Here is a 17,545-nt window from a genome sequence, read left to right on the forward strand (position 1 = left end):
GGGGCGCGCTTTAGAAGCGGGCGCTGTCGAAATAGGCGCGGGTATGCGCCGTGTCCTGCATCGTTTCGGATGTCAGATCGACTTCACTGGCCTCGGCGGCAGTACCCGTCAGCGCGGCAGCAGCCACGGCGGCGGGCGCGGCGGTGCCGGCCAGCTTCAGGAAATCGCGACGGCTTGCGCCGGTCTCTTTTTCCTTGGTCATGGGATCAAGTCCCTCCCTTGCTTGTGGCGGGTTGCCCCGCCGGTGAATGCGCCGATCAGTCGGCGCTCATCCGGAAGCCTTCGCGCTCGATCTCCATGAACGCCTTGCCGACAGCGCCGACAGAGGCATAGAGAACCGAAGACTTGGCAGCTTCCAAATCCGAAAAGAAATGTCCCGCCCAGGGGGCGATGTGGCGGTTGAAAAAGGTCTTTTGCGCCTCAAGCGCCGTGGGTGATCCGCCAAACCGGCCGACGATCATGCCGCCCATCATCTCCATGAGCGAGGCGATGTTGTCCTCGGGCTCATAGACATTGGGTGCCCGCGTGATGCCGCGCGCGGCCATGTCGGCGCGCAGCTGCGCCAGCGGTTTTTCATTGAGGAACCCGGTCAGGTAATAGGAGGCATAGGGCAGCAATTCACCCCGTCCCAACCCGATGAAGAGCGCGTTGAACTCGCTTTCCACTGCTTTCGGTTTGACCGCCTTGGCCACACGCGCCAGCGCCGCGATGGCGCGGCCAAGCTCGGTTTCGTCGTCGCCTGACAGACCGGCCGACATGGTCAGCGTCATGTCATCAGCAGGCCGCGCAAGCATGAGGCCGAGATAATTGTAAAGGTCGGCGCGCATCCGGTCTTCTTGGGGGATTGCTATATCCTGGGCGGCAGCGGTCATGCAGCATGCTCTCCTGATGTGTCATCGAAGTGAAAGCGCATCCGGCGCCTGCGCGGCGCGGCCTCTTCCTCTTCAAAATCGTATTGGGTTTGGGCCGTTTCGGCAGGTGCCTGTTCTTGCAGCGCGGGGGCCGGATCTTCCTCGGCTGTCGGTTCGGGCGCGGCGGTTTCGGCCTGCTCCGGCTCTGCGTCTTCCGGTTCGGGGGCGGGGGGATTTGCGGCTTCTTCCGCTTTGCGGGCCAGTTCCTCGACATGTTTCAACATGCCCTTGCCCACCTGATAAGCGGTTTGCATGTTTTCCACGACAGTCGCGCTGTCGGTGAAATCCCCACCGTAGTCGACAAGACCATCGACATTGGCCAGTACCGGGTTCAGCCGCCAAAGACGGCGCAATGCGCGGCGGCGCAGCCGATCGGGGATCGCCTTGTTCATGAAGCCCTTGATGTCATCGCCCAATTCCAGCGTATCGGGATCGGGCAGGTCGAACTCGGCCAGCAGTTCCTCATCGCTTTTCTCTTCGAGCGCCGCCTGTTCCTCGGCCAGTTGCGCGGCTTCGCGGGCCTTGGCCTCGGCGGCTTCCTCGGCCTGTACCTTCTCCTTGCGGCGGGACCAGAAATCGCCGGGACGACTCAATTCAGCTTCTCCCGAGAGCCGGGTGCTCGGTACACATCCGACAGTTGGTGAATGCGCGGATCGCCCTTGCCGTCCTCTTTGAGGTCGATGCGTTTCTTGTCGCGTTTCCGCTTGATGAAATCTTCGTGCACGTAGTGGTCATCGGCAAAGGCCTCGACCAATTCGCGCAGTTGCGGGGGCATGGGCACTTTTTCCACGATGTCGTCGCCATTATCGGCATAGTCCTGACCCTCGTAGGGAGAGGCCGTCGCAAGCACAACTTCCAGAGGGCGCTCATCCGTGGTTTCGCGGAGAATCACATAGATCGACGGGGTTTCGCTATGCAGGCCGTGCAGATAGGCCTCGGCATCGGCGGCGTGCAGGTCCAGCGGGACCGTTGCTGCATGAAATTCGGCGGCGTCGCCCTCTTCTCGCAGCAATTGCCAATCCGCCTGTGCAGCGCCGGGCAACACGGCCACAGCGCGCCAGGCATACTTAGCCCAACGCGTCACGCCGGGCGTACGTCTTACGATTACGCCAAGAGGCAAAGCGATATGTCGTGCGTCGTCTATCAGTATCCTCCCAGACTGATGTGTCGTCACACATTCAGGTAACATTTATTGCAGATGCACCTTTCGTCCAGCTTGCTCATTCGAACTATATGACATGATGGTATACCAAGCATAAGTAGGGAGTTAATGGCCGGGCAAGGGAATTCCACCTGACTCTAATCATCGGGCACTGCGACTTTGGTCGTAGTTTCCGGCATGAGGCTCAGATGTTTGGATGGCGCGGTTGGCACGGGGGGGAGCAGACGGCATGGCATTGAAAGACATCAAAATTCTTCTTTGCGACTGCGAGGGCAGCCAAAAGGTTGATGGGATGCGGATCGGATCCACCTGTGGTGCGTCATGTTCCCCGGTCGCAACCGCCTTGTGCACGCGCGAGATTGGCAAGGCAGCCGACGCCATCGCGGGCGGCAATGTCGTCATCGCCTGCGGTCAGGAGGCGGGGCGTTTCGAAGAACTGGCCGCCGAGCTGGGGGTAGAAGCCCCGGCCTGTGTCGATATTCGTGATCGTGCAGGTTGGTCGGATGACGCCGATGTCGGCGCAAAGCAAGCGGCGCTGATGGCCGAGGCGCTGATGCCGGCCGCGCCGATCAAATCGGTGGATGTGATCTCGGAAGGGATGTGCCTGATCATGGGGGCTGCGGATATCGCGCTTCCGGCGGCAGAGGCGCTGTGCGACACGCTCTCGGTCACCGTGCTCGTGACCGCCGGGGCGTTGCCCGATGTGCCGGATTCCCGGTTCGACGTGATCATCGGTGATCTCAAAAAGGCGTCTGGCGCTTTTGGCGGCTTCCAGCTGCGCATTGATGCCCTGCAACAGGTCGAGCCGGGTGGGCGCGGTGCACCAAGGATGAGCGCGCCGCGCGACGGGGCGCAAAGCGAGTGTGATATTCTGCTTGATCTGACCGGTGCTACGCCGCTCTTTCCGGCGTATGAAAAGCGCGAAGGATACCTGCGCCCCGATCCGGGCAGCCAGCCTGCGGTGCAGGCGGCGCTTTTGTCGGCGGTGCAGATGGTCGGCACGTTTGAAAAGCCGCTTTACGTCGCGTTCGAGGAAAGCCTCTGCGCCCATTCGCGCGCTGAGCAACCGGCCTGTTCGCGGTGCCTGAATGTCTGTCCGACCGGGGCGATCACCAGCGCCGGTGACCATGTGGCCATTGATCCGATGATTTGTGCGGGCTGTGGCGCCTGTTCCGCGCTCTGCCCCTCCGGCGCGATCAGCTATGACGCGCCCTCCGTAGACGAAGTGTTTCGCCGGATGGAAACTCTGGCCCGGACTTACCGGGATGCGGGCGGCACGGCACCCCGGCTTCTGGTGTATGACGCGTCCCATGGGGCCGAGATGATCCGGCTGGCCGCGCGGTTTGGCCGGGGCCTACCCGCCGATGTGATCCCGCTGGAGGTGTCGGCATTGTCCGGATTTGGCCATGCCGAAATGATGGCGGCGCTCGCCTTGGGCTTTGTCGCGGTGGATCTGCTTTTGGCCCCCAGGGCGGACAGGGATGTGATCGAACGTGAGCAAACGCTCGCATCTGCCATGTGCGGGGAGGGCAAGCTGCGGATACTGGACCTGAATGACCCCGATCAGCTCTCTGACGCGCTGTATGGTCAGGCTGTATCGCCCGCCATTGCCGAGCCGATCCTGCCAATGGGATCGCGCCGCCAGATCACCCGCATGGCGGCCAAGGCGCTGGCCCCCGAGGGCGGTGCATTGCCATTGCCCGAGGGCGCGCCCTATGGTGCGGTTCTGGTGGACACGGATGCCTGTACGCTGTGCCTGTCCTGTGTGTCGCTGTGCCCCTCCGGTGCGCTGGTCGACAATGAGGACATGCCGCAACTGCGCTTTCAGGAAGATGCCTGTCTGCAATGCGGGCTCTGTGCCAACATCTGTCCCGAAGACGCGATCACCTATGAACTGCGCATGAATCTGGACGACAGCGCCCTGCAACAGCAGGTGCTCAACGAAGAAGAACCCGCCGCCTGTATCGAATGCGGTGCGCTTTTCGGCGTGAAATCTGCCATCGACAACATCATGGAAAAGCTCGCGGGTAAGCACCCGGCTTTTGCCAGCTCGGATCAGGCCCGCATGATCCAGATGTGTGACAATTGTCGCGTGCAGGCGCAGTTCCATTCGGAAAACAGCCCCTTCGCCGGGGGCGAACGCCCACGGGTGCGCACCACGGCGGATTACCTGTCAAAGCGCAAGGATCATTGAACCCGTCATGATCCTGCTGAAGCAAATCCGACCGGTTCACGCCAGACCCAGCTGCCGCTCAGTCAATCTGCAGCGGCGCGCCAAGGTCGGCGGGTTCAAGCAACTGGACATAGGCCAGGATCGCGTCGATATCGTCGAGCGTCATTTCCAGCGGCACAATCGGCGGAGGCCGGTGTACCGGGAACGGTTCGGTGATGCCCTCGACCTGCGTAAAAGCGGGGTGGGGTTTGAGTGCAAAGAACGCGGCAAACCGGCTGTCCCAGTCATCAAAGGTGCGCATCAGCATGAAAGACGGGGTGGACCCGATGGATTTCAACCGCCTTTCGGGATGGACCACGTGGCAGCGCGCGCAATGCAGTTCCGACAGCCGGGCTCCCTCGGCGGCGTCGCCGTCATAAGCGATGGTCTCCTCGATCACGGCGGTTTCCACGTCTGGCGAGAACAGCTTGGTGCCTTCGGGGGCAAAGCTGGCGATGGTGTTGCGGCCCACTTCGCTGGTCAGCCAATCGGCAAAGCGTTTGGCATGTTCGCTCTGCGGGTTGCTCATGCGCCAGGTCTTGCCCATCCCGGAAAACACGGCGCGGCCTTTGCCGGTGCCGGACAGGGTCAGATCGGCATCGCCGTCGGTCAGGGTGATACGCACCTGGGTTTTGAAGGAAAAGCGCGGGATCAGATGCTGGGTCAGGCCCGACGCCACCAATTCCGGTGCCGCATTCAACGTGAAACGCTTGTCCTGTGCGACAGCGGGAAGGGCGGCAAGCAAGCAAAAGGAAAGAATGATCAATCGCATCCGGCTGGCTCTTGGCGTGGCTGGGATTACATGACAGGGTATGCGGCGGATCGGTCATCGGTCAATGCCGCGCAAGAATGCAAAGGGGAAAGATCGCCATGAGCGACGATTTCAACATGTCGATGCGGAAGTTTCTCAAACAGGTCGGCGTGACGTCACAGCAGGCCATCGAAGAGGCGATGCGCGGGGCGGACACCGCTGGAAAAAGCTACGAGGCGCGCATCGTTCTCACCATCGACGGGCTCGATCTGGAGCATGTGGTGACAGGTCAGATCAAGGGACAGGAATAACAGACGTGAGCATTGACAGAGACGCGGTACTGGCCGCGCTGAAAGCCGTGAAAGACCCGATCAGCGGGTCCGATATCAACTCTGCGGGATTGGTCCGGGCCCTGACGGTGGACGATTCAAACGTCCGTTTCGTGCTTGAGATCGCCCCGGAACGGGCCGAGCAGATGGAGCCTGTGCGGGCCGCCGCCGAAGCGGCGGTCAAGGCGCTGCCGGGGATCGGTCAGGTCTCGGTCGCGATGACGGCGCATTCCACGCCGAAACCGCCGCCGGATCTCAAACCCGGACGCAAGGCGCAACCCGATGGCCCGGCCAAGATACCGGGTGTTCAGCACCTCATCGCAATTGCCTCGGGCAAGGGCGGCGTGGGTAAATCCACCGTGTCGGCCAACCTTGCCTGTGCGCTGGCCGCCGAAGGCCGCAAGGTGGGGCTGCTGGACGCGGATGTCTACGGTCCGTCTCAACCCCGCATGCTGGGCGTCTCGGGCCGTCCGGCCAGCCCTGATGGCAAAACCATCCTGCCGATGCGCAACCACGGCGTGACGATGATGTCGCTGGGCCTGATGACCAACGAGGATCAGGCTGTGGTCTGGCGCGGTCCGATGCTTATGGGCGCGCTGCAGCAGATGCTGATGCAGGTGCAATGGGGCGCTTTGGATGTGCTGCTTGTGGACCTGCCGCCCGGCACCGGTGACGTTCAGATGACCCTTGCTCAAAAGGCCGAGGTGACGGGTGCCATCGTGGTCTCGACGCCGCAGGACGTGGCGCTCTTGGATGCGCGCAAGGGGATCGACATGTTCAACCAGCTCAAGGTGCCGATCCTTGGCATGATCGAGAACATGTCCACCCATATCTGTTCCAATTGCGGGCACGAAGAGCATGTGTTCGGTCATGGTGGCGTAAAGGCAGAGGCGGAAAAGATCGGCGTGCCACTTCTGGCGGAGATTCCGCTGCATCTTGATATCCGCACTGCCGCCGATGGCGGCGCGCCGATTGTGGTGTCCAAGCCGCAAAGCCCGCAGGCCGAAGCCTTCCGCAAGGTGGCGCGGCAACTGGTGGCGGACGGCGTGGCATGAGCGAGGAACCGGTCTTTCCGCCGCTTTTCAGCGGAATGGCCGTTCAGGGCGCGCTTGATCCGATGGATAAGGCGCGCTCCGAGGCGGCGCTGGGCTGTGATGCCGGGCTGATCGTCTATAACAACGCGGCCAATGCGCTGACGGCCGCCATCGTGTTTGCGCCCGAAGTGCCATTGCGCGCGGCCATGGCGATGCTGCCGGTTTGTGGTGTTGGGTTTCAGAACGCGCTGGGCGCGCTGGCCCCGCCGGAAGTGGCCGTGCATCTTGAATGGGACGGCAAGCTGCGCGTGAACGGAGCGTCCTGTGGGCGGCTTCGCGTCGATGCGTCGACCGATGATCCCGAAGCGGTGCCGGATTGGCTGATCGTGGGGCTTGAACTGCCGCTGACACTCGCCGCACAAGACCCCGGCACGACGCCGGATGCCACCGCGCTGTACGAGGAAGGCTGCACCGAAGTGTCCCCGGTGCATCTGCTGGAGGCGTGGTCACGGCACGCGCTGGTCTGGATCAATCGCTGGACGGATGATGGGAACAAGGCCCTGCATGATGAATGGCGGGGCCTCGCATGGAACCTTGGCGAGGATGTTGACCTTTTGGGAAAACGAGGCACGTTTCTGGGCGTGGATGAGGATTTCGGAATGTTGTTGCGCAATGAAAGCGGGACGGAACTCGTCCCATTGACCCGACTTCTGGAGACGGTTGCATGAAACTGGCACGCGCCATCCATTTCGACGAAAGCGACACGCGGGTGTTTCATTCACCAGCCCGCACCGGAGAATGGTGTGTCTCTGGTGGGTTTGAGTTTTCAAACTGGGGCGAGGCCGATCTGGACGGCAAGGCGCGTCAGGCCTTTTCCAATGGCTGGCTGGGGTTGGAAACCTTTGGCCGGGTGACTTTCGTTGCCGTCACGCAGGTGGAAGAAGCCGAATACAATGTTTTGGTCACCGCCCTGGCCGAGCATTTCGTGGCCTATTACGGCGCGCCTTCTGTGGATGCCGCCATGCCGGTTGCGCGGGACGAGGTCGATCACATGGCCGAGCTGTGCGAGGATCATGCGCCCAACACCCTGTTGACCGTGGCCCGAGAACTGACCGATGCGGGCGTGCGCGAGACCTTTCGCGTGATCGAGGCACAAGACGCCGGGCTCGAGCAGTTCGCGATCCATGGAGATACCGGTAACTAACCGATTTCTTGGAAAGAAATCGGACCGAAATCTTTCCAAGATTTCGGTTTACCCCCGTTTCTGCACAACCGCCTGAAAGGCCACGTCCACATCTTCGAAACGGGTACGGTGATTTGTGATCGCAGCGCGCAGGCAGGTGATGCCATTGGCCGACGTCGTGGAAAACACAGCCACCCCTTCGACCTGTAATTCGCGCGCGATCCGGCTGTTCACGTCGGATTGCGCCTCGGGCGACAGGCGCGTGTCGGCGGTAAAGACGCAAAGATTGGAGACCACCGGCGACATGAGCGCCATGTGCGCGGTGTCCGAGACAAGCTGCCCCATGTGCCGCGCGGCACGGCAATTGTCGCTGATCGCGGCACCCAGCCCCTCGGCGCCATAGCTTTCAATGGCCGTCCAGACCTTGAGCGCGCGATTGCCGCGGGACAGGTCAATGCCGTAGTCACAGAACCACGGATCGCCCCCGGCAAGCCCGTCGACCTGGGGCGCGAGATAGGCGGGCCGGGCGGCGAAAGCAGCACGCTGATCAGCTTCGTCGCGGATCAGGCACAACCCGCAGTCATAGGGAACGTACATCCATTTGTGAAAATCGCAGGCGATGCTGTCGGCGCGGTCGATCCCGTCGCTCAGGGCGCGCCACGGCGCATCCGCAAGCCGTGTCCAGGCCCCGAAAGCGCCATCCACGTGCAGCCAGAGGCCTTCGTCCTGCGCGATATCGGCCAGCGCATTCAGGTCGTCGAAGAGACCGAAATCCACCGACCCTGCCGTGCCGATAATTACGAACGGCGTGGCCCCGTTCGCGCGATCTTCGGAAATGCGGGCGCGCAGCGCATCAAGATCAAGGCCGGACGGAGTTTGCGGGATCAGGCGAAGATTGTCGGAGCCGATCCCAAGCAATTCGATGGCCTTGAGCGTGGCGTTGTGCACGCCGGCTCCCGCATAGGCGGTCAAACGCGTCTGTTGCCCCCGGGTTCGCACGTCGGGTCCAATCGCGCGCAACCGCGCCGCGGCCAGGGACACCACTGTCGCTTGCGACGTGCCGGTGACAAGGACGCCGGACGCCGTTTCGGGAAATCCCATGATCTTGCGCGTCCAGTCGATCACGGCACGTTCGACATAGATCATTCCGTGATCACGCCCGCCGCAGTTGGAATTGAGCGTGGCAGCTACCATCTCGGACATCAGGCCAGAGGCCAGCCCGGTGCCATGAACCCAGCCGAAGAACCGGGGATGCGTGTTTCCGGTGCCGTAGGGCAGCATTTCGGAGGCCAGCCGCTTTGCCGTGGCACTTTCGCCCTTGGCGGTGCCATCAAGCGCGAAATTGGCCCGGACATCCTCTGGAACCGGTCGCCACGGATGATTGCGCGCATTGGCAAGCTGGTCGATGCATTGATCAAGCAGATCATGTGCAGCGGTGCGAAAGGCGGTCCAATCCTTGGGGTCTAGCGACTGGGTCATCGGGGCTCCGGGGTATTGTGCGCCCGCAGCATACGCCCGCTTTGCCGCGCTGCAAGGGGCCGATCTGTCGCTGTTCGGTGCTGAGAGTCAGCAGTTTAAAATGAGAATGGTTCTCAATATCATTGACTTCCTGCGACTGACTCGCATATTCGCGATAGGACAGGAAAAGAGGTGCAACGTGATCAGACGCATTTTGTCAGCAGCTGCCATGACGATACTGGCGCCAATGGCCATGGCGCAGGAGTTCAAGGTCGTGACCACCTTTACGGTGATCGCCGACATGGCGCAGAACGTGGCAGGCGACGCCGCCGAGGTGGTGTCGGTGACCAAGCCAGGGGCCGAGATTCACGGCTATGAGCCGACTCCACAGGATCTTGTCGGGGCGCTGGATGCCGATCTTGTGCTCTGGAACGGGATGAATCTTGAACTCTGGTTTGAACAATTTCTGCGCAATCTTGGCGACAAACCTTCCGTTACTGTCAGTGAGGGGATTGACCCGATTGCGATTGCCGAGGGGTCCTATGAGGGCAAGCCCAATCCGCATGCATGGATGGGGGTGGAAAACGCCTTGATCTACGTGGACAATATCCGCGATGCGCTGTCGGAACACGATCCGGATAACGCCGCGCTCTATGCCGCGAACGCCGAGCGCTACAAGGATGAGATCACCGCACAGATCGCGCCTTTGCGCGAATTGATCGCATCCGTGCCGGAGGGGCAGCGCTGGCTGGCGACCTGCGAAGGGGCTTTCAGTTATCTGGCGCGGGATCTGGGGCTGCAAGAGGTCTATCTCTGGCCGATGAACGCGGATCAGACCGGCACGCCGCAACAGGTGCGGCGCATGATCGACACGATCCGCGACCGCGAGATCCCGGTGGTGTTTTGCGAAAGCACGGTGAACACCGATCCGGCCAAACAGGTCGCCCGCGAGACCGGGATACGCTATGGCGGAGAGCTTTACGTGGACAGCCTGTCGGAGGCGGATGGCCCGGTGCCGACCTATCTCGACCTGTTGCGCGTGACGACCGAGACGGTGGCAAATGGGCTGACGGGCCGATGAAACAAACGGGCGGTGCGCATCCGTCCGGGAAAGGTGGGGCCATGGCCCGTATCGGCAAGGATGATTTTGGCAAGGCCGGGCTTTGGGTGCGTGACCTTGTGGTGACTTACCGCAACGGCGTCACGGCGCTGCGCGATGCAAGTTTCGCCGTGCCGCATGGCTCCATCGCGGCGCTGGTGGGCGTGAATGGCGCGGGCAAATCTACGCTGTTCAAGGCGATCATGGGGTTTTTGCCCGCCGCGCGCGGCGATATCGGCATTCTGGGTAAGTCTGTGACCCAGGCCCTGCGCGAAGGGTTGGTGGCCTATGTGCCCCAGGCGGAAGAGGTGGATTGGTCCTTTCCGGTGCTGGTCGAAGATGTGGTGATGATGGGCCGCTATGGCCGCATGGGTCTGTTGCGAATTCCCTCCGCCGCAGACAAGGCGGCGGTTCAGGCGGCGCTGGAGCGCGTCGGCATGTCCAAATACCGCAAGCGCCAGATCGGCGAATTGTCCGGTGGGCAACGCAAGCGCGTGTTCCTTGCCCGTGCTTTGGCGCAGGAGGGGCAGGTGATCCTGCTGGACGAGCCCTTTACCGGTGTCGATGTCCAGACCGAAGAAGCGATCATCGCCCTGCTCGGCGAATTGCGGGACGAGGGCCGTGTGATGCTGGTCTCGACCCACAATCTTGGCTCGGTGCCGGAATTCTGTGACCAGACCGTATTGGTCAAAGGCACGGTGCTGAATTACGGACCTACGGAAGAGGTCTTCACGCGTGAAAACCTCGAAGCGGCCTTTGGGGGCGTGCTGCGCCACTTCGTGCTGGGCGGGGCCGATCTGCATGATGACGAGGACTCCCGCGCCGTCACGATCCTGACCGACGATGAACGGCCCTTTGTCATGTATGACGACAAGACCCGCACGCAATCCGCGCGCGATGATGATGCGGAGCCGGTGGAGTGAGCGTTCTGCTGGAGCCCTTTTCCTATGGCTACATGACCAACGCCATGTGGGTCAGCGCGCTGGTCGGTGCGGTCTGTGCCTTCCTGTCGGCTTACCTGATGCTCAAGGGCTGGTCGCTGATCGGTGACGCGCTTTCCCACTCCATCGTGCCGGGGGTGGCCGGGGCCTATATGCTGGGCCTGCCTTTTGCGCTGGGCGCGTTTCTGTCCGGTGGGTTGGCGGCGGCGGCGATGCTGTTTCTCAACCAACGTACGGGGCTCAAGGAAGATGCGATCATCGGCATAATCTTTACCAGCTTTTTCGGGCTGGGCCTGTTCATGGTGTCGATCTCGCCGGTGCCGGTGGATGTGCAGACCATTATCCTCGGCAATATCCTTGCCATCACGCCCGAAGACACGCTGCAACTGGCGATCATCGGCTTTGTGTCGCTGGCGATCCTGCTGGTAAAGTGGAAGGACCTAATGGTGGCGTTTTTCGATGAAACCCATGCGCGCTCCATCGGTCTGCGGCCAGAGCGGCTGCGCTTTCTGTTCTTCGTGCTCCTCAGCGCGTCCTGCGTGGCCGCCTTGCAAACTGTGGGGGCATTTCTTGTCATTGCCATGGTGGTGACGCCGGGGGCGACTGCCTATCTGCTGGCGGACAGGTTCCCGGTGCTGCTGGCGCTGAGCGTGGCGATTGGGGCCGTGACCAGCTTTGTCGGGGCTTATGTGTCCTATTTCGTGGATGGGGCCACCGGCGGGATCATCATCTGCCTGCAAACCCTGCTGTTCCTGTTGGCATTTGTCTTTGCCCCGAAACACGGGCTGCGCGCGGCGCGTGCCCGCGCGGCCGAAGCGCTTCGGGATGACGCGGCATGATGGACCAGCTCCTCCTGCCGTTCCTGTTCCCCTTCATGCAGAACGCGTTCTGGATCGTGTTGCTGCTGGCCGCGCCGACCGCGATCCTGAGCTGTTTTCTGGTGCTCAAGGGCTGGTCGCTGATGGGCGACGCGGTCAGCCATGCAGTGCTTCCCGGTGTGGTGCTGGCCTATATGCTCGGGCTGCCGCTGATCATTGGCGCATTTGTGGCGGGTATGACCTGTGCGCTGGCTACCGGGTACCTGAATGCCAACAGCCGGGTGAAACAGGACACGGTGATGGGCGTGGTGTTCTCGGGCATGTTTGGTCTTGGGCTGGTGATGTATGTAAAGGTCGAGACCAACGTGCATCTCGACCACATCCTGTTCGGCAATATGCTGGGGGTCGGGCCTTCTGACCTGTGGACCGCTGGCATTGTCGGCAGCGTGGTGACCCTGCTTCTGGTGGTAAAATGGAAAGACCTGCTGATGCACGCCTTTGATCCGGCGCAGGCACAGGCGGTGGGCCTTCCGGTGAAATGGCTGCATTACGGGCTGCTGGCGGTGCTGTCGCTGACCATCGTCGCGGTGCTGAGCGCGGTGGGCCTGATCCTTGCCATCGGACTGCTGATCGCGCCCGGGGCGATTGCTTTCCTGCTTACGCGGGAATTCCGTCACATGTTGATCACCGCTGTGCTGGTCAATCTTCTGGCCATGACGAGCGGGGTTTATGCGAGTTTCTGGCTGGACAGTGCCCCGGCACCGACCATCATCCTGATGCTGACCATCGCCTTCATCGCCGCATTCCTCTGGCGGCAATGGCAGAATGCGCGGCGGGAAAACCAGCCGGGATGACCAAGGTTCACCGCCAGCGTGGCGCATGCCGACGCACCGGACCGGAGGGGATGGGCCAGGCTGGTGCCCGTTCATTGACCTTGAGCGAAGGCAAAAAGCGTCGGGCCGGTCCCCAGGCCGTTTGCTCGATATATTGTGACAGATCTGAATCCGTCTGCTTGATCGGCTCGTCCGGGGTCAAACTTCCGTCGGTCTTCATCAATGTCTCTGCCGTGCGCGCCAGTGACAGTTCCGCGCGCAGAATTACGCCCTTTGCGCGCCTTGCCAAGGCTCTGAGCGCGGTCGCCGCGACAAGGTATCCGGTGCCGTGGTCCAGCGCCTGTACGGGCAGGGGCACGGGACCGTCCGCGCCTGATATCCTTTGTCCTTCGCTTGCGATGCCACATGACATCTGCACCAGCGAGTCAAAACCGCGCCTTTCGTTCCATGGCCCGGCCCGGCCATAAGCCGATAGACTTACGTCGATCAGACCGGGGTTCAGCCTGTGTCGAGTCTGGGGGTCATACCCCAACCCCTCCAGTGCCCCGGGTCGGTAGCCGTGCAAGAGCAGATCGGCCTGTGCCAGCAGGTTTTCAAATAGCTCGCGATCCGTGGCGTTGCGCAGGTCCAGCCCGGCGCAGGTCTTGCCCAGATTGACCTCGGCCTCGGCGGCAGGTTCGTTCCAGTTTGGCGGATCGATGCGCAAAACGTCGGCACCAAACCCGGCAAGGAACCGCGAGGCCACGGGGCCAGCCAGAACACGGGTCAGGTCCAGCACTTTTATCCCGGCGAGCGGCTGGTCTCCTTTGGGCAACGCCACCGGCTCTCCCTCACGCTCGGGGTGCCAGCAGATCAAAGGTTCGGCGCGCACGGCGATCCCCTGCGGGTGTTCCATCCATTCCGACCGGCCGCGCAGGGCGGCGGCGCACCCCTTGGCTGCGACGATCGCGGTTTCCAGTGCCTCCGCGCGCCACTCCGAAACGCGGGCGGCAACGGCGTCGCGTGTTCCGGCGCAGTCCAGCACCTGCAGCGCCGCGTCGCGGTGATGCGGGGCGTTTGTATGCAACCGGATGAAGCCATCGCTCGTGGCGTAGACACCGGCAATCGGGTCCCAGATCGAGGGCATCTCCCAGCCATCGGGCACCAATGTCATGTCGAACCACAAGGAGGCCAGCCGCCGGTCCACATGCACGGGGCTTGCTCCAAGTCCCTGCAAATCCGCCAGTGCTGCCCCCGCTGCACCAATGGTTGCGCATGCGAAATCGCTGACCCCAAAGACCGATGGCAGGTCGCCATGGCCTGTTTCGGATACCGGCTCTGGGGACATGTCCAGTGCCGTTGTGATTTCGCTCCAATAAGGGTTGGCCATGCTGCGTCTTCCTTTCGATACTGAAGGGCAGCAAAGCGTGCCATTGACGCTCCTGCAATCTTGATCAAGATAATCAATATGAAAAACCTTCCGGACCACCTTTTGCCCGCTGCCGAAGTACGCGCCCGTCTGGGCGTGTCGGCCCAGACGCTTTATGCCTATGTCAGCCGTGGTCATATCCGCGCTTTTCAGGACCCGACGGATGCGCGCAAATCCCTGTATCTGAAAGAGGATGTGGAGGCGTGGGCGGCGCGCAAGGCACGTGGGCGATCCCGGCGCAAGGTGGCGCAATCGGCATTGAACTGGGGGGAGCCGTCGCTGGTTTCGGCCATCACCGAGATCCGAGACGGGCGCTATTTCTATCGCGGGCGCGACGCGGTGGCGCTGTCGCGGGATCACACGCTGGAACAGGTGACCGCGCTGCTGCTGGAGCGGGTCCTGCCGCACACCGCACCGGACATGCTGCCCATTCAGGCGTCTCCTGACCCGTTGCAGCGTATGTTGATGGCCTTGACGCGTAAATTGACCCAGGCCGCTCCCGTTGCGCTGGAAATGATCCAGGGCCTTGTTCAGGCGGCAACCCGGAAACGGGGCGAAGGCCCGGTGCATATGCAACTGGCAATGGGCTGGGAGCTGGACCCGACGGACGCGGATGTACTGCGCCGAGTGCTGGTGCTCTGCGCCGATCACGAATTGAACGCGTCGGCCTTTGCCTGCCGGGTCGCCGCGTCAACGGGGGCGGGGCTTCCGGCGTGCCTGATCGCAGGGCTCAGCACGCTGTCCGGGCCGCGTCATGGTGGCATGGTCACGCGCGCCATCGACTGGATGGCGGCGGCTGTGAATGGTGGTGGCCTGCCAGACGCCGGGCAAAAGCCACCTCCGGGCTTTGGCCATCCGCTCTATCCCGCGGGCGATCCGCGCACGGCGGAAATCCTGCGCGTGTTGCCCCTGCGCCCCGATTGGCAGGCCGTGGTGGACGACCTAGCCAGTCGCACTATCCACCCCAGCCTCGATCTTGGGCTGGCCCATGTGGTCACGACGCTTTGCCTGCCGCGCGAGGCGGGGCTGGTGCTGTTCGCCGTGGGGCGCAGCGCTGGCTGGATGGCTCATGCGGAAGAACAGCGTGCCAGTGGGCAGTTGATCCGGCCACGGGCGGTTGGGGGAGTAGCGGGATGAGCGTGTCGTATAAACGGGTGGATTGCGGGGACGAAGCCGCCGTTGGCTGTAAAGCACAAAGGGCCGCGCCCGACCCTGGGTGGGCGCAAGCGACGCTTTTTCTGGGCGAAGCGTTGCTGCTCGAATAACAAAGGTATGGAGCAAATGTTAGTATTCACCCGGTTTGATAGGGCTTTTCTTGGGCTTTGATACCGGAAGTGGCTGGTAGTCCCGGGCCTATCACGGACCGTCCTACATTAACTTGGGGTTTGCGGACGGCTGGATTGCCCGCTCCACCATTTGTGGATGGTGCTGCGGCTGACGCGGCGTTCCGGCGGGAAGGCGTCACGGATTGCGGCGGCGATCTGGTCATAGGTCATCCGGTCGGCGCGGGCGCGGATGAAAGCTTGCAATTCGGGGTCGGTGGCAATCTTGCCGGGACGGCCCGGACGGTGCAGGCGGCGGTGTTCGCAAGGCGGCGGAAGTGGGCCGGGTGCACGTGGGATTGAAGCGCCGTTCAAGGGCTGTTGAAGCGCCCTTTCAAGCGCCTTGGAAGCGCGCGCCAAGGCAGCGTCTGCGGCGGCGGTAAGTTCGCTTGCATCGCGGAGCGCCTGGCGCAGCTCGGCCATCTGGTTGTCCGCATCCATCATCGCTCTGTCGTCCGTCTGGACCGCTTGAGGATCGCGCGCACGGATACGTCCGACATGTAAAGCGTGCGGGCGATCTTGTTGATCGAATACCCACGCGCCCGCAAACCGGCGATCACCCAGGGCTTGGCCAGCGGCACGCGGTTTTGCAGGCGGTGCTTTTGCCGGGCCAGTTCGCGCGCCTTGTCGTATCCGATCAGCGCAACCAGTTCGGACCGGTCGCCGGGCGCGTCGGGGATATAGACCACGGACCCGCCGAAGGTCAGCAGCGGGTCCAGCGCCAGCGCAGGGCCAAGCACGTCCACATAGGGCTGCACCTGGGCCGGGGGCTTGGGATAGGTGACTTCACGCGCGGTCATTGCTATAGTGTCCCTTGGGTCCGGTGTACCCCGATGGGTAAGGTGGGCTACGTCCTCCGGGCGCAGATGATGCCGGTTCGAGTCCGGCCCCGGACCCAAACGCAGGCGTGACACGGTAATATTCTCGCGGCCGTAGCACGGTCTTCGGATCGGAGCGCGATGCGGGGTTTCCGGCGCAAGCCGGGTGCGGGGCCCCGCCGCCTGCACTTTGCAGATAGGGCCGCAGGCATTCGCGCCGAAGACGAGGAGAACGCGAACCCCTGCGGGCCGCGCGGGGAAGGCCGCGCGACAATTGACGGGGAGCACGTCGCAACTCGGCCCCCGCCAAACTCATGTCGCCAGTTCGCCCGGCGCAATGCCGAGTTGCTGACAGATCAACTCTTCTTCCGGCGACTGCACTGGCTTGCCGTCGCCCGGCAGGGCGGACGGGATCAGCGCGCGCGACAGGTGCGCATATGCGGCGGGCGCGGACTCGGAAACAAAGGCATCAAAGCTCGCCTCGTCCGATGTGCAAAGGTCCAGCGCCCAGGACTTCATGGCCGGGATGATGTAGCCCTGCGCCAGCGCCGTCTCGACCTTGGCTTCTGCCCGTTCAAGGCGCGCCGCCGTCGCGCTGGCCTTGCGGTCACGCATCATGTCGCGCAGCGCTTCGATAGGCACGTATTTCGCCGGGTCCGGTTTTTGCTGCCCGTCCAGTGCCTCTTGCAGCGCCGTCAGGATGTCGTCTTCGCTGGCGTCCGCGTCCAGCTTTAAAAGCTTGGCCAGCCGGGTGAGGAACGGCATATCGCCGTCCATATCGGTTGCGGTGTCGTCTGCCATGTCGTCCTCCTGGCTGGCGAGTGCGGTGAGATGCAGCGCTGGGTCATGCACAAGCCCCGCGCCCTTGAGCCGGACAATCTGCCGGTTGGCTTTGTTGAAGAGAATGGAGGGGCTGAGATAGCGGTATTCGCGGTTGGCGATCAGGTCGCGGGCGCGCGCCGTCCAGTCCACCCGGCCCCAGATGCCATCGGCGCGGAGCTGCAACGCCTTGATCCAACCCGCAGCAGGCACCGGGCCGGTGCGCTCTTTGGCGTGTTTGTCCTTCTGGTGCTCATAGTCCACCGGCAGATCGACCGCGCCACTCTGGAAATCGGCCAGCACTGTCTCTGGATTGTCCAGCACGAAACTGCGCCCGTCTCGCGCCTCGATCTGGCCCAGCGGCAAAAGGTGCACCCACTCAGGCGCGTCGGCAATCGGACGGTCACAAAGCGCGGTCGTGGTGGTCTGTCTCGGAGCCATAGGATT

The 17,545-nt window shown here is 62.7% G+C and carries 20 protein-coding genes and 1 tRNA gene; 11 read left to right on the forward strand and 10 right to left on the reverse strand.

The window, feature by feature from the left end; genetic code table 11:
• Window positions 1-10: 10 nt before the first annotated feature.
• The 4 genes from PGB28_RS05380 to PGB28_RS05395 are packed head-to-tail and all read right to left on the reverse strand — an operon-like array spanning window position 11 to window position 2,100.
• Window positions 11-202 (reverse strand): ubiquinol-cytochrome c reductase iron-sulfur subunit N-terminal domain-containing protein, encoded by a 192-nt coding sequence (locus PGB28_RS05380; RefSeq protein ID WP_271420463.1) that lies wholly within the window; start codon window positions 200-202, stop codon window positions 11-13.
• 55 nt (window positions 203-257) lie between these two features.
• Window positions 258-872, reverse strand: coding sequence for a TorD/DmsD family molecular chaperone (locus PGB28_RS05385; protein WP_271420464.1), 615 nt, complete (start codon window positions 870-872; stop codon window positions 258-260).
• Window positions 869-1,504 (reverse strand): DUF3306 domain-containing protein, encoded by a 636-nt coding sequence (locus PGB28_RS05390; protein ID WP_271420465.1) that lies wholly within the window; start codon window positions 1,502-1,504, stop codon window positions 869-871. Before PGB28_RS05390 ends, PGB28_RS05385 begins: the two co-directional genes overlap by 4 nt.
• Window positions 1,501-2,100: a DUF3305 domain-containing protein gene (locus tag PGB28_RS05395; RefSeq protein ID WP_333908221.1), complete on the reverse strand. Its 600-nt coding sequence runs from the start codon at window positions 2,098-2,100 to the stop codon at window positions 1,501-1,503. The genes PGB28_RS05390 and PGB28_RS05395 overlap by 4 nt, the downstream gene beginning before the upstream one ends.
• Window positions 2,101-2,365: 265 nt before the next feature.
• Between PGB28_RS05395 and PGB28_RS05400 the strand changes: the two genes are divergently transcribed.
• Window positions 2,366-4,267, forward strand: a complete 1,902-nt coding sequence (locus tag PGB28_RS05400; RefSeq protein WP_271420467.1) for a 4Fe-4S binding protein — start codon at window positions 2,366-2,368, stop codon at window positions 4,265-4,267.
• A gap of 58 nt (window positions 4,268-4,325) precedes the next feature.
• On the opposite strand, the gene PGB28_RS05405 is transcribed toward PGB28_RS05400, so the two are convergent.
• Window positions 4,326-5,030, reverse strand: a complete 705-nt coding sequence (locus PGB28_RS05405) for a hypothetical protein (protein ID WP_271420468.1) — start codon at window positions 5,028-5,030, stop codon at window positions 4,326-4,328.
• A gap of 125 nt (window positions 5,031-5,155) precedes the next feature.
• Here PGB28_RS05405 and PGB28_RS05410 point away from each other — a divergent pair, with 125 nt between their 5' ends.
• The 4 genes from PGB28_RS05410 to PGB28_RS05425 are packed head-to-tail and all read left to right on the forward strand — an operon-like array spanning window position 5,156 to window position 7,603.
• Entirely contained in the window at window positions 5,156-5,347 is a 192-nt protein-coding gene (locus tag PGB28_RS05410) for a DUF6494 family protein (protein ID WP_271420469.1), read from the forward strand.
• Window positions 5,348-5,352: 5 nt separating this feature from the next.
• Window positions 5,353-6,420, forward strand: a complete 1,068-nt coding sequence (gene apbC / locus PGB28_RS05415) for an iron-sulfur cluster carrier protein ApbC (protein WP_271420470.1) — start codon at window positions 5,353-5,355, stop codon at window positions 6,418-6,420.
• The gene (locus tag PGB28_RS05420) at window positions 6,417-7,127 is read left to right on the forward strand and encodes a biotin/lipoate--protein ligase family protein (protein ID WP_271420471.1); all 711 of its coding nucleotides are present in this window, start codon (window positions 6,417-6,419) and stop codon (window positions 7,125-7,127) included. Before apbC ends, PGB28_RS05420 begins: the two co-directional genes overlap by 4 nt.
• On the forward strand, window positions 7,124-7,603 hold the full coding sequence (locus PGB28_RS05425; protein ID WP_271420472.1) for a DUF6505 family protein: 480 nt from the start codon (window positions 7,124-7,126) through the stop codon (window positions 7,601-7,603). The genes PGB28_RS05420 and PGB28_RS05425 overlap by 4 nt, the downstream gene beginning before the upstream one ends.
• 48 nt (window positions 7,604-7,651) lie before the next feature.
• Here the strand turns inward: PGB28_RS05425 and PGB28_RS05430 are convergent, their stop codons facing one another.
• Window positions 7,652-9,061: a pyridoxal phosphate-dependent decarboxylase family protein gene (locus PGB28_RS05430; RefSeq protein ID WP_271420473.1), complete on the reverse strand. Its 1,410-nt coding sequence runs from the start codon at window positions 9,059-9,061 to the stop codon at window positions 7,652-7,654.
• Window positions 9,062-9,269: 208 nt separating this feature from the next.
• Here PGB28_RS05430 and PGB28_RS05435 point away from each other — a divergent pair, with 208 nt between their 5' ends.
• Genes PGB28_RS05435 through PGB28_RS05450 form a run of 4 tightly spaced genes read left to right on the forward strand, consistent with a single transcriptional unit; the run spans window position 9,270 to window position 12,752 of the window.
• The gene (locus tag PGB28_RS05435) at window positions 9,270-10,121 is read left to right on the forward strand and encodes a metal ABC transporter substrate-binding protein (RefSeq protein WP_271420474.1); all 852 of its coding nucleotides are present in this window, start codon (window positions 9,270-9,272) and stop codon (window positions 10,119-10,121) included.
• Window positions 10,122-10,162: 41 nt separating this feature from the next.
• Window positions 10,163-11,062, forward strand: a complete 900-nt coding sequence (locus PGB28_RS05440; RefSeq protein WP_271420475.1) for a manganese/iron ABC transporter ATP-binding protein — start codon at window positions 10,163-10,165, stop codon at window positions 11,060-11,062.
• Window positions 11,059-11,919, forward strand: a complete 861-nt coding sequence (locus tag PGB28_RS05445; protein ID WP_271420476.1) for a metal ABC transporter permease — start codon at window positions 11,059-11,061, stop codon at window positions 11,917-11,919. The genes PGB28_RS05440 and PGB28_RS05445 overlap by 4 nt, the downstream gene beginning before the upstream one ends.
• On the forward strand, window positions 11,916-12,752 hold the full coding sequence (locus PGB28_RS05450) for a metal ABC transporter permease (protein WP_271420477.1): 837 nt from the start codon (window positions 11,916-11,918) through the stop codon (window positions 12,750-12,752). The genes PGB28_RS05445 and PGB28_RS05450 overlap by 4 nt, the downstream gene beginning before the upstream one ends.
• 7 nt (window positions 12,753-12,759) lie before the next feature.
• Here the strand turns inward: PGB28_RS05450 and PGB28_RS05455 are convergent, their stop codons facing one another.
• On the reverse strand, window positions 12,760-14,100 hold the full coding sequence (locus PGB28_RS05455) for a CoA transferase (protein WP_271420478.1): 1,341 nt from the start codon (window positions 14,098-14,100) through the stop codon (window positions 12,760-12,762).
• 78 nt (window positions 14,101-14,178) lie between these two features.
• Here PGB28_RS05455 and PGB28_RS05460 point away from each other — a divergent pair, with 78 nt between their 5' ends.
• Window positions 14,179-15,276, forward strand: coding sequence for a citrate synthase family protein (locus PGB28_RS05460; protein ID WP_271420479.1), 1,098 nt, complete (start codon window positions 14,179-14,181; stop codon window positions 15,274-15,276).
• A 236-nt stretch (window positions 15,277-15,512) separates the two neighbouring features.
• On the opposite strand, the gene PGB28_RS05465 is transcribed toward PGB28_RS05460, so the two are convergent.
• The gene (locus tag PGB28_RS05465; protein ID WP_271420480.1) at window positions 15,513-15,905 is read right to left on the reverse strand and encodes a helix-turn-helix domain-containing protein; all 393 of its coding nucleotides are present in this window, start codon (window positions 15,903-15,905) and stop codon (window positions 15,513-15,515) included.
• Window positions 15,902-16,261, reverse strand: coding sequence for a helix-turn-helix domain-containing protein (locus PGB28_RS05470; protein ID WP_271420481.1), 360 nt, complete (start codon window positions 16,259-16,261; stop codon window positions 15,902-15,904). Before PGB28_RS05470 ends, PGB28_RS05465 begins: the two co-directional genes overlap by 4 nt.
• Before the next feature lie 16 nt (window positions 16,262-16,277).
• Here PGB28_RS05470 and PGB28_RS05475 point away from each other — a divergent pair.
• Window positions 16,278-16,359, forward strand: a tRNA-Gly gene (locus PGB28_RS05475).
• Window positions 16,360-16,591: 232 nt separating this feature from the next.
• On the opposite strand, the gene PGB28_RS05480 is transcribed toward PGB28_RS05475, so the two are convergent.
• Window positions 16,592-17,539, reverse strand: a complete 948-nt coding sequence (locus tag PGB28_RS05480) for a phage protease (RefSeq protein WP_271420482.1) — start codon at window positions 17,537-17,539, stop codon at window positions 16,592-16,594.
• Between the last annotated feature and the right edge of the window lie 6 nt (window positions 17,540-17,545).

It is taken from the genome of Primorskyibacter aestuariivivens (assembly GCF_028023675.1).
Taxonomy (GTDB): Bacteria; Pseudomonadota; Alphaproteobacteria; order Rhodobacterales; family Rhodobacteraceae; genus Marinovum; species Marinovum aestuariivivens.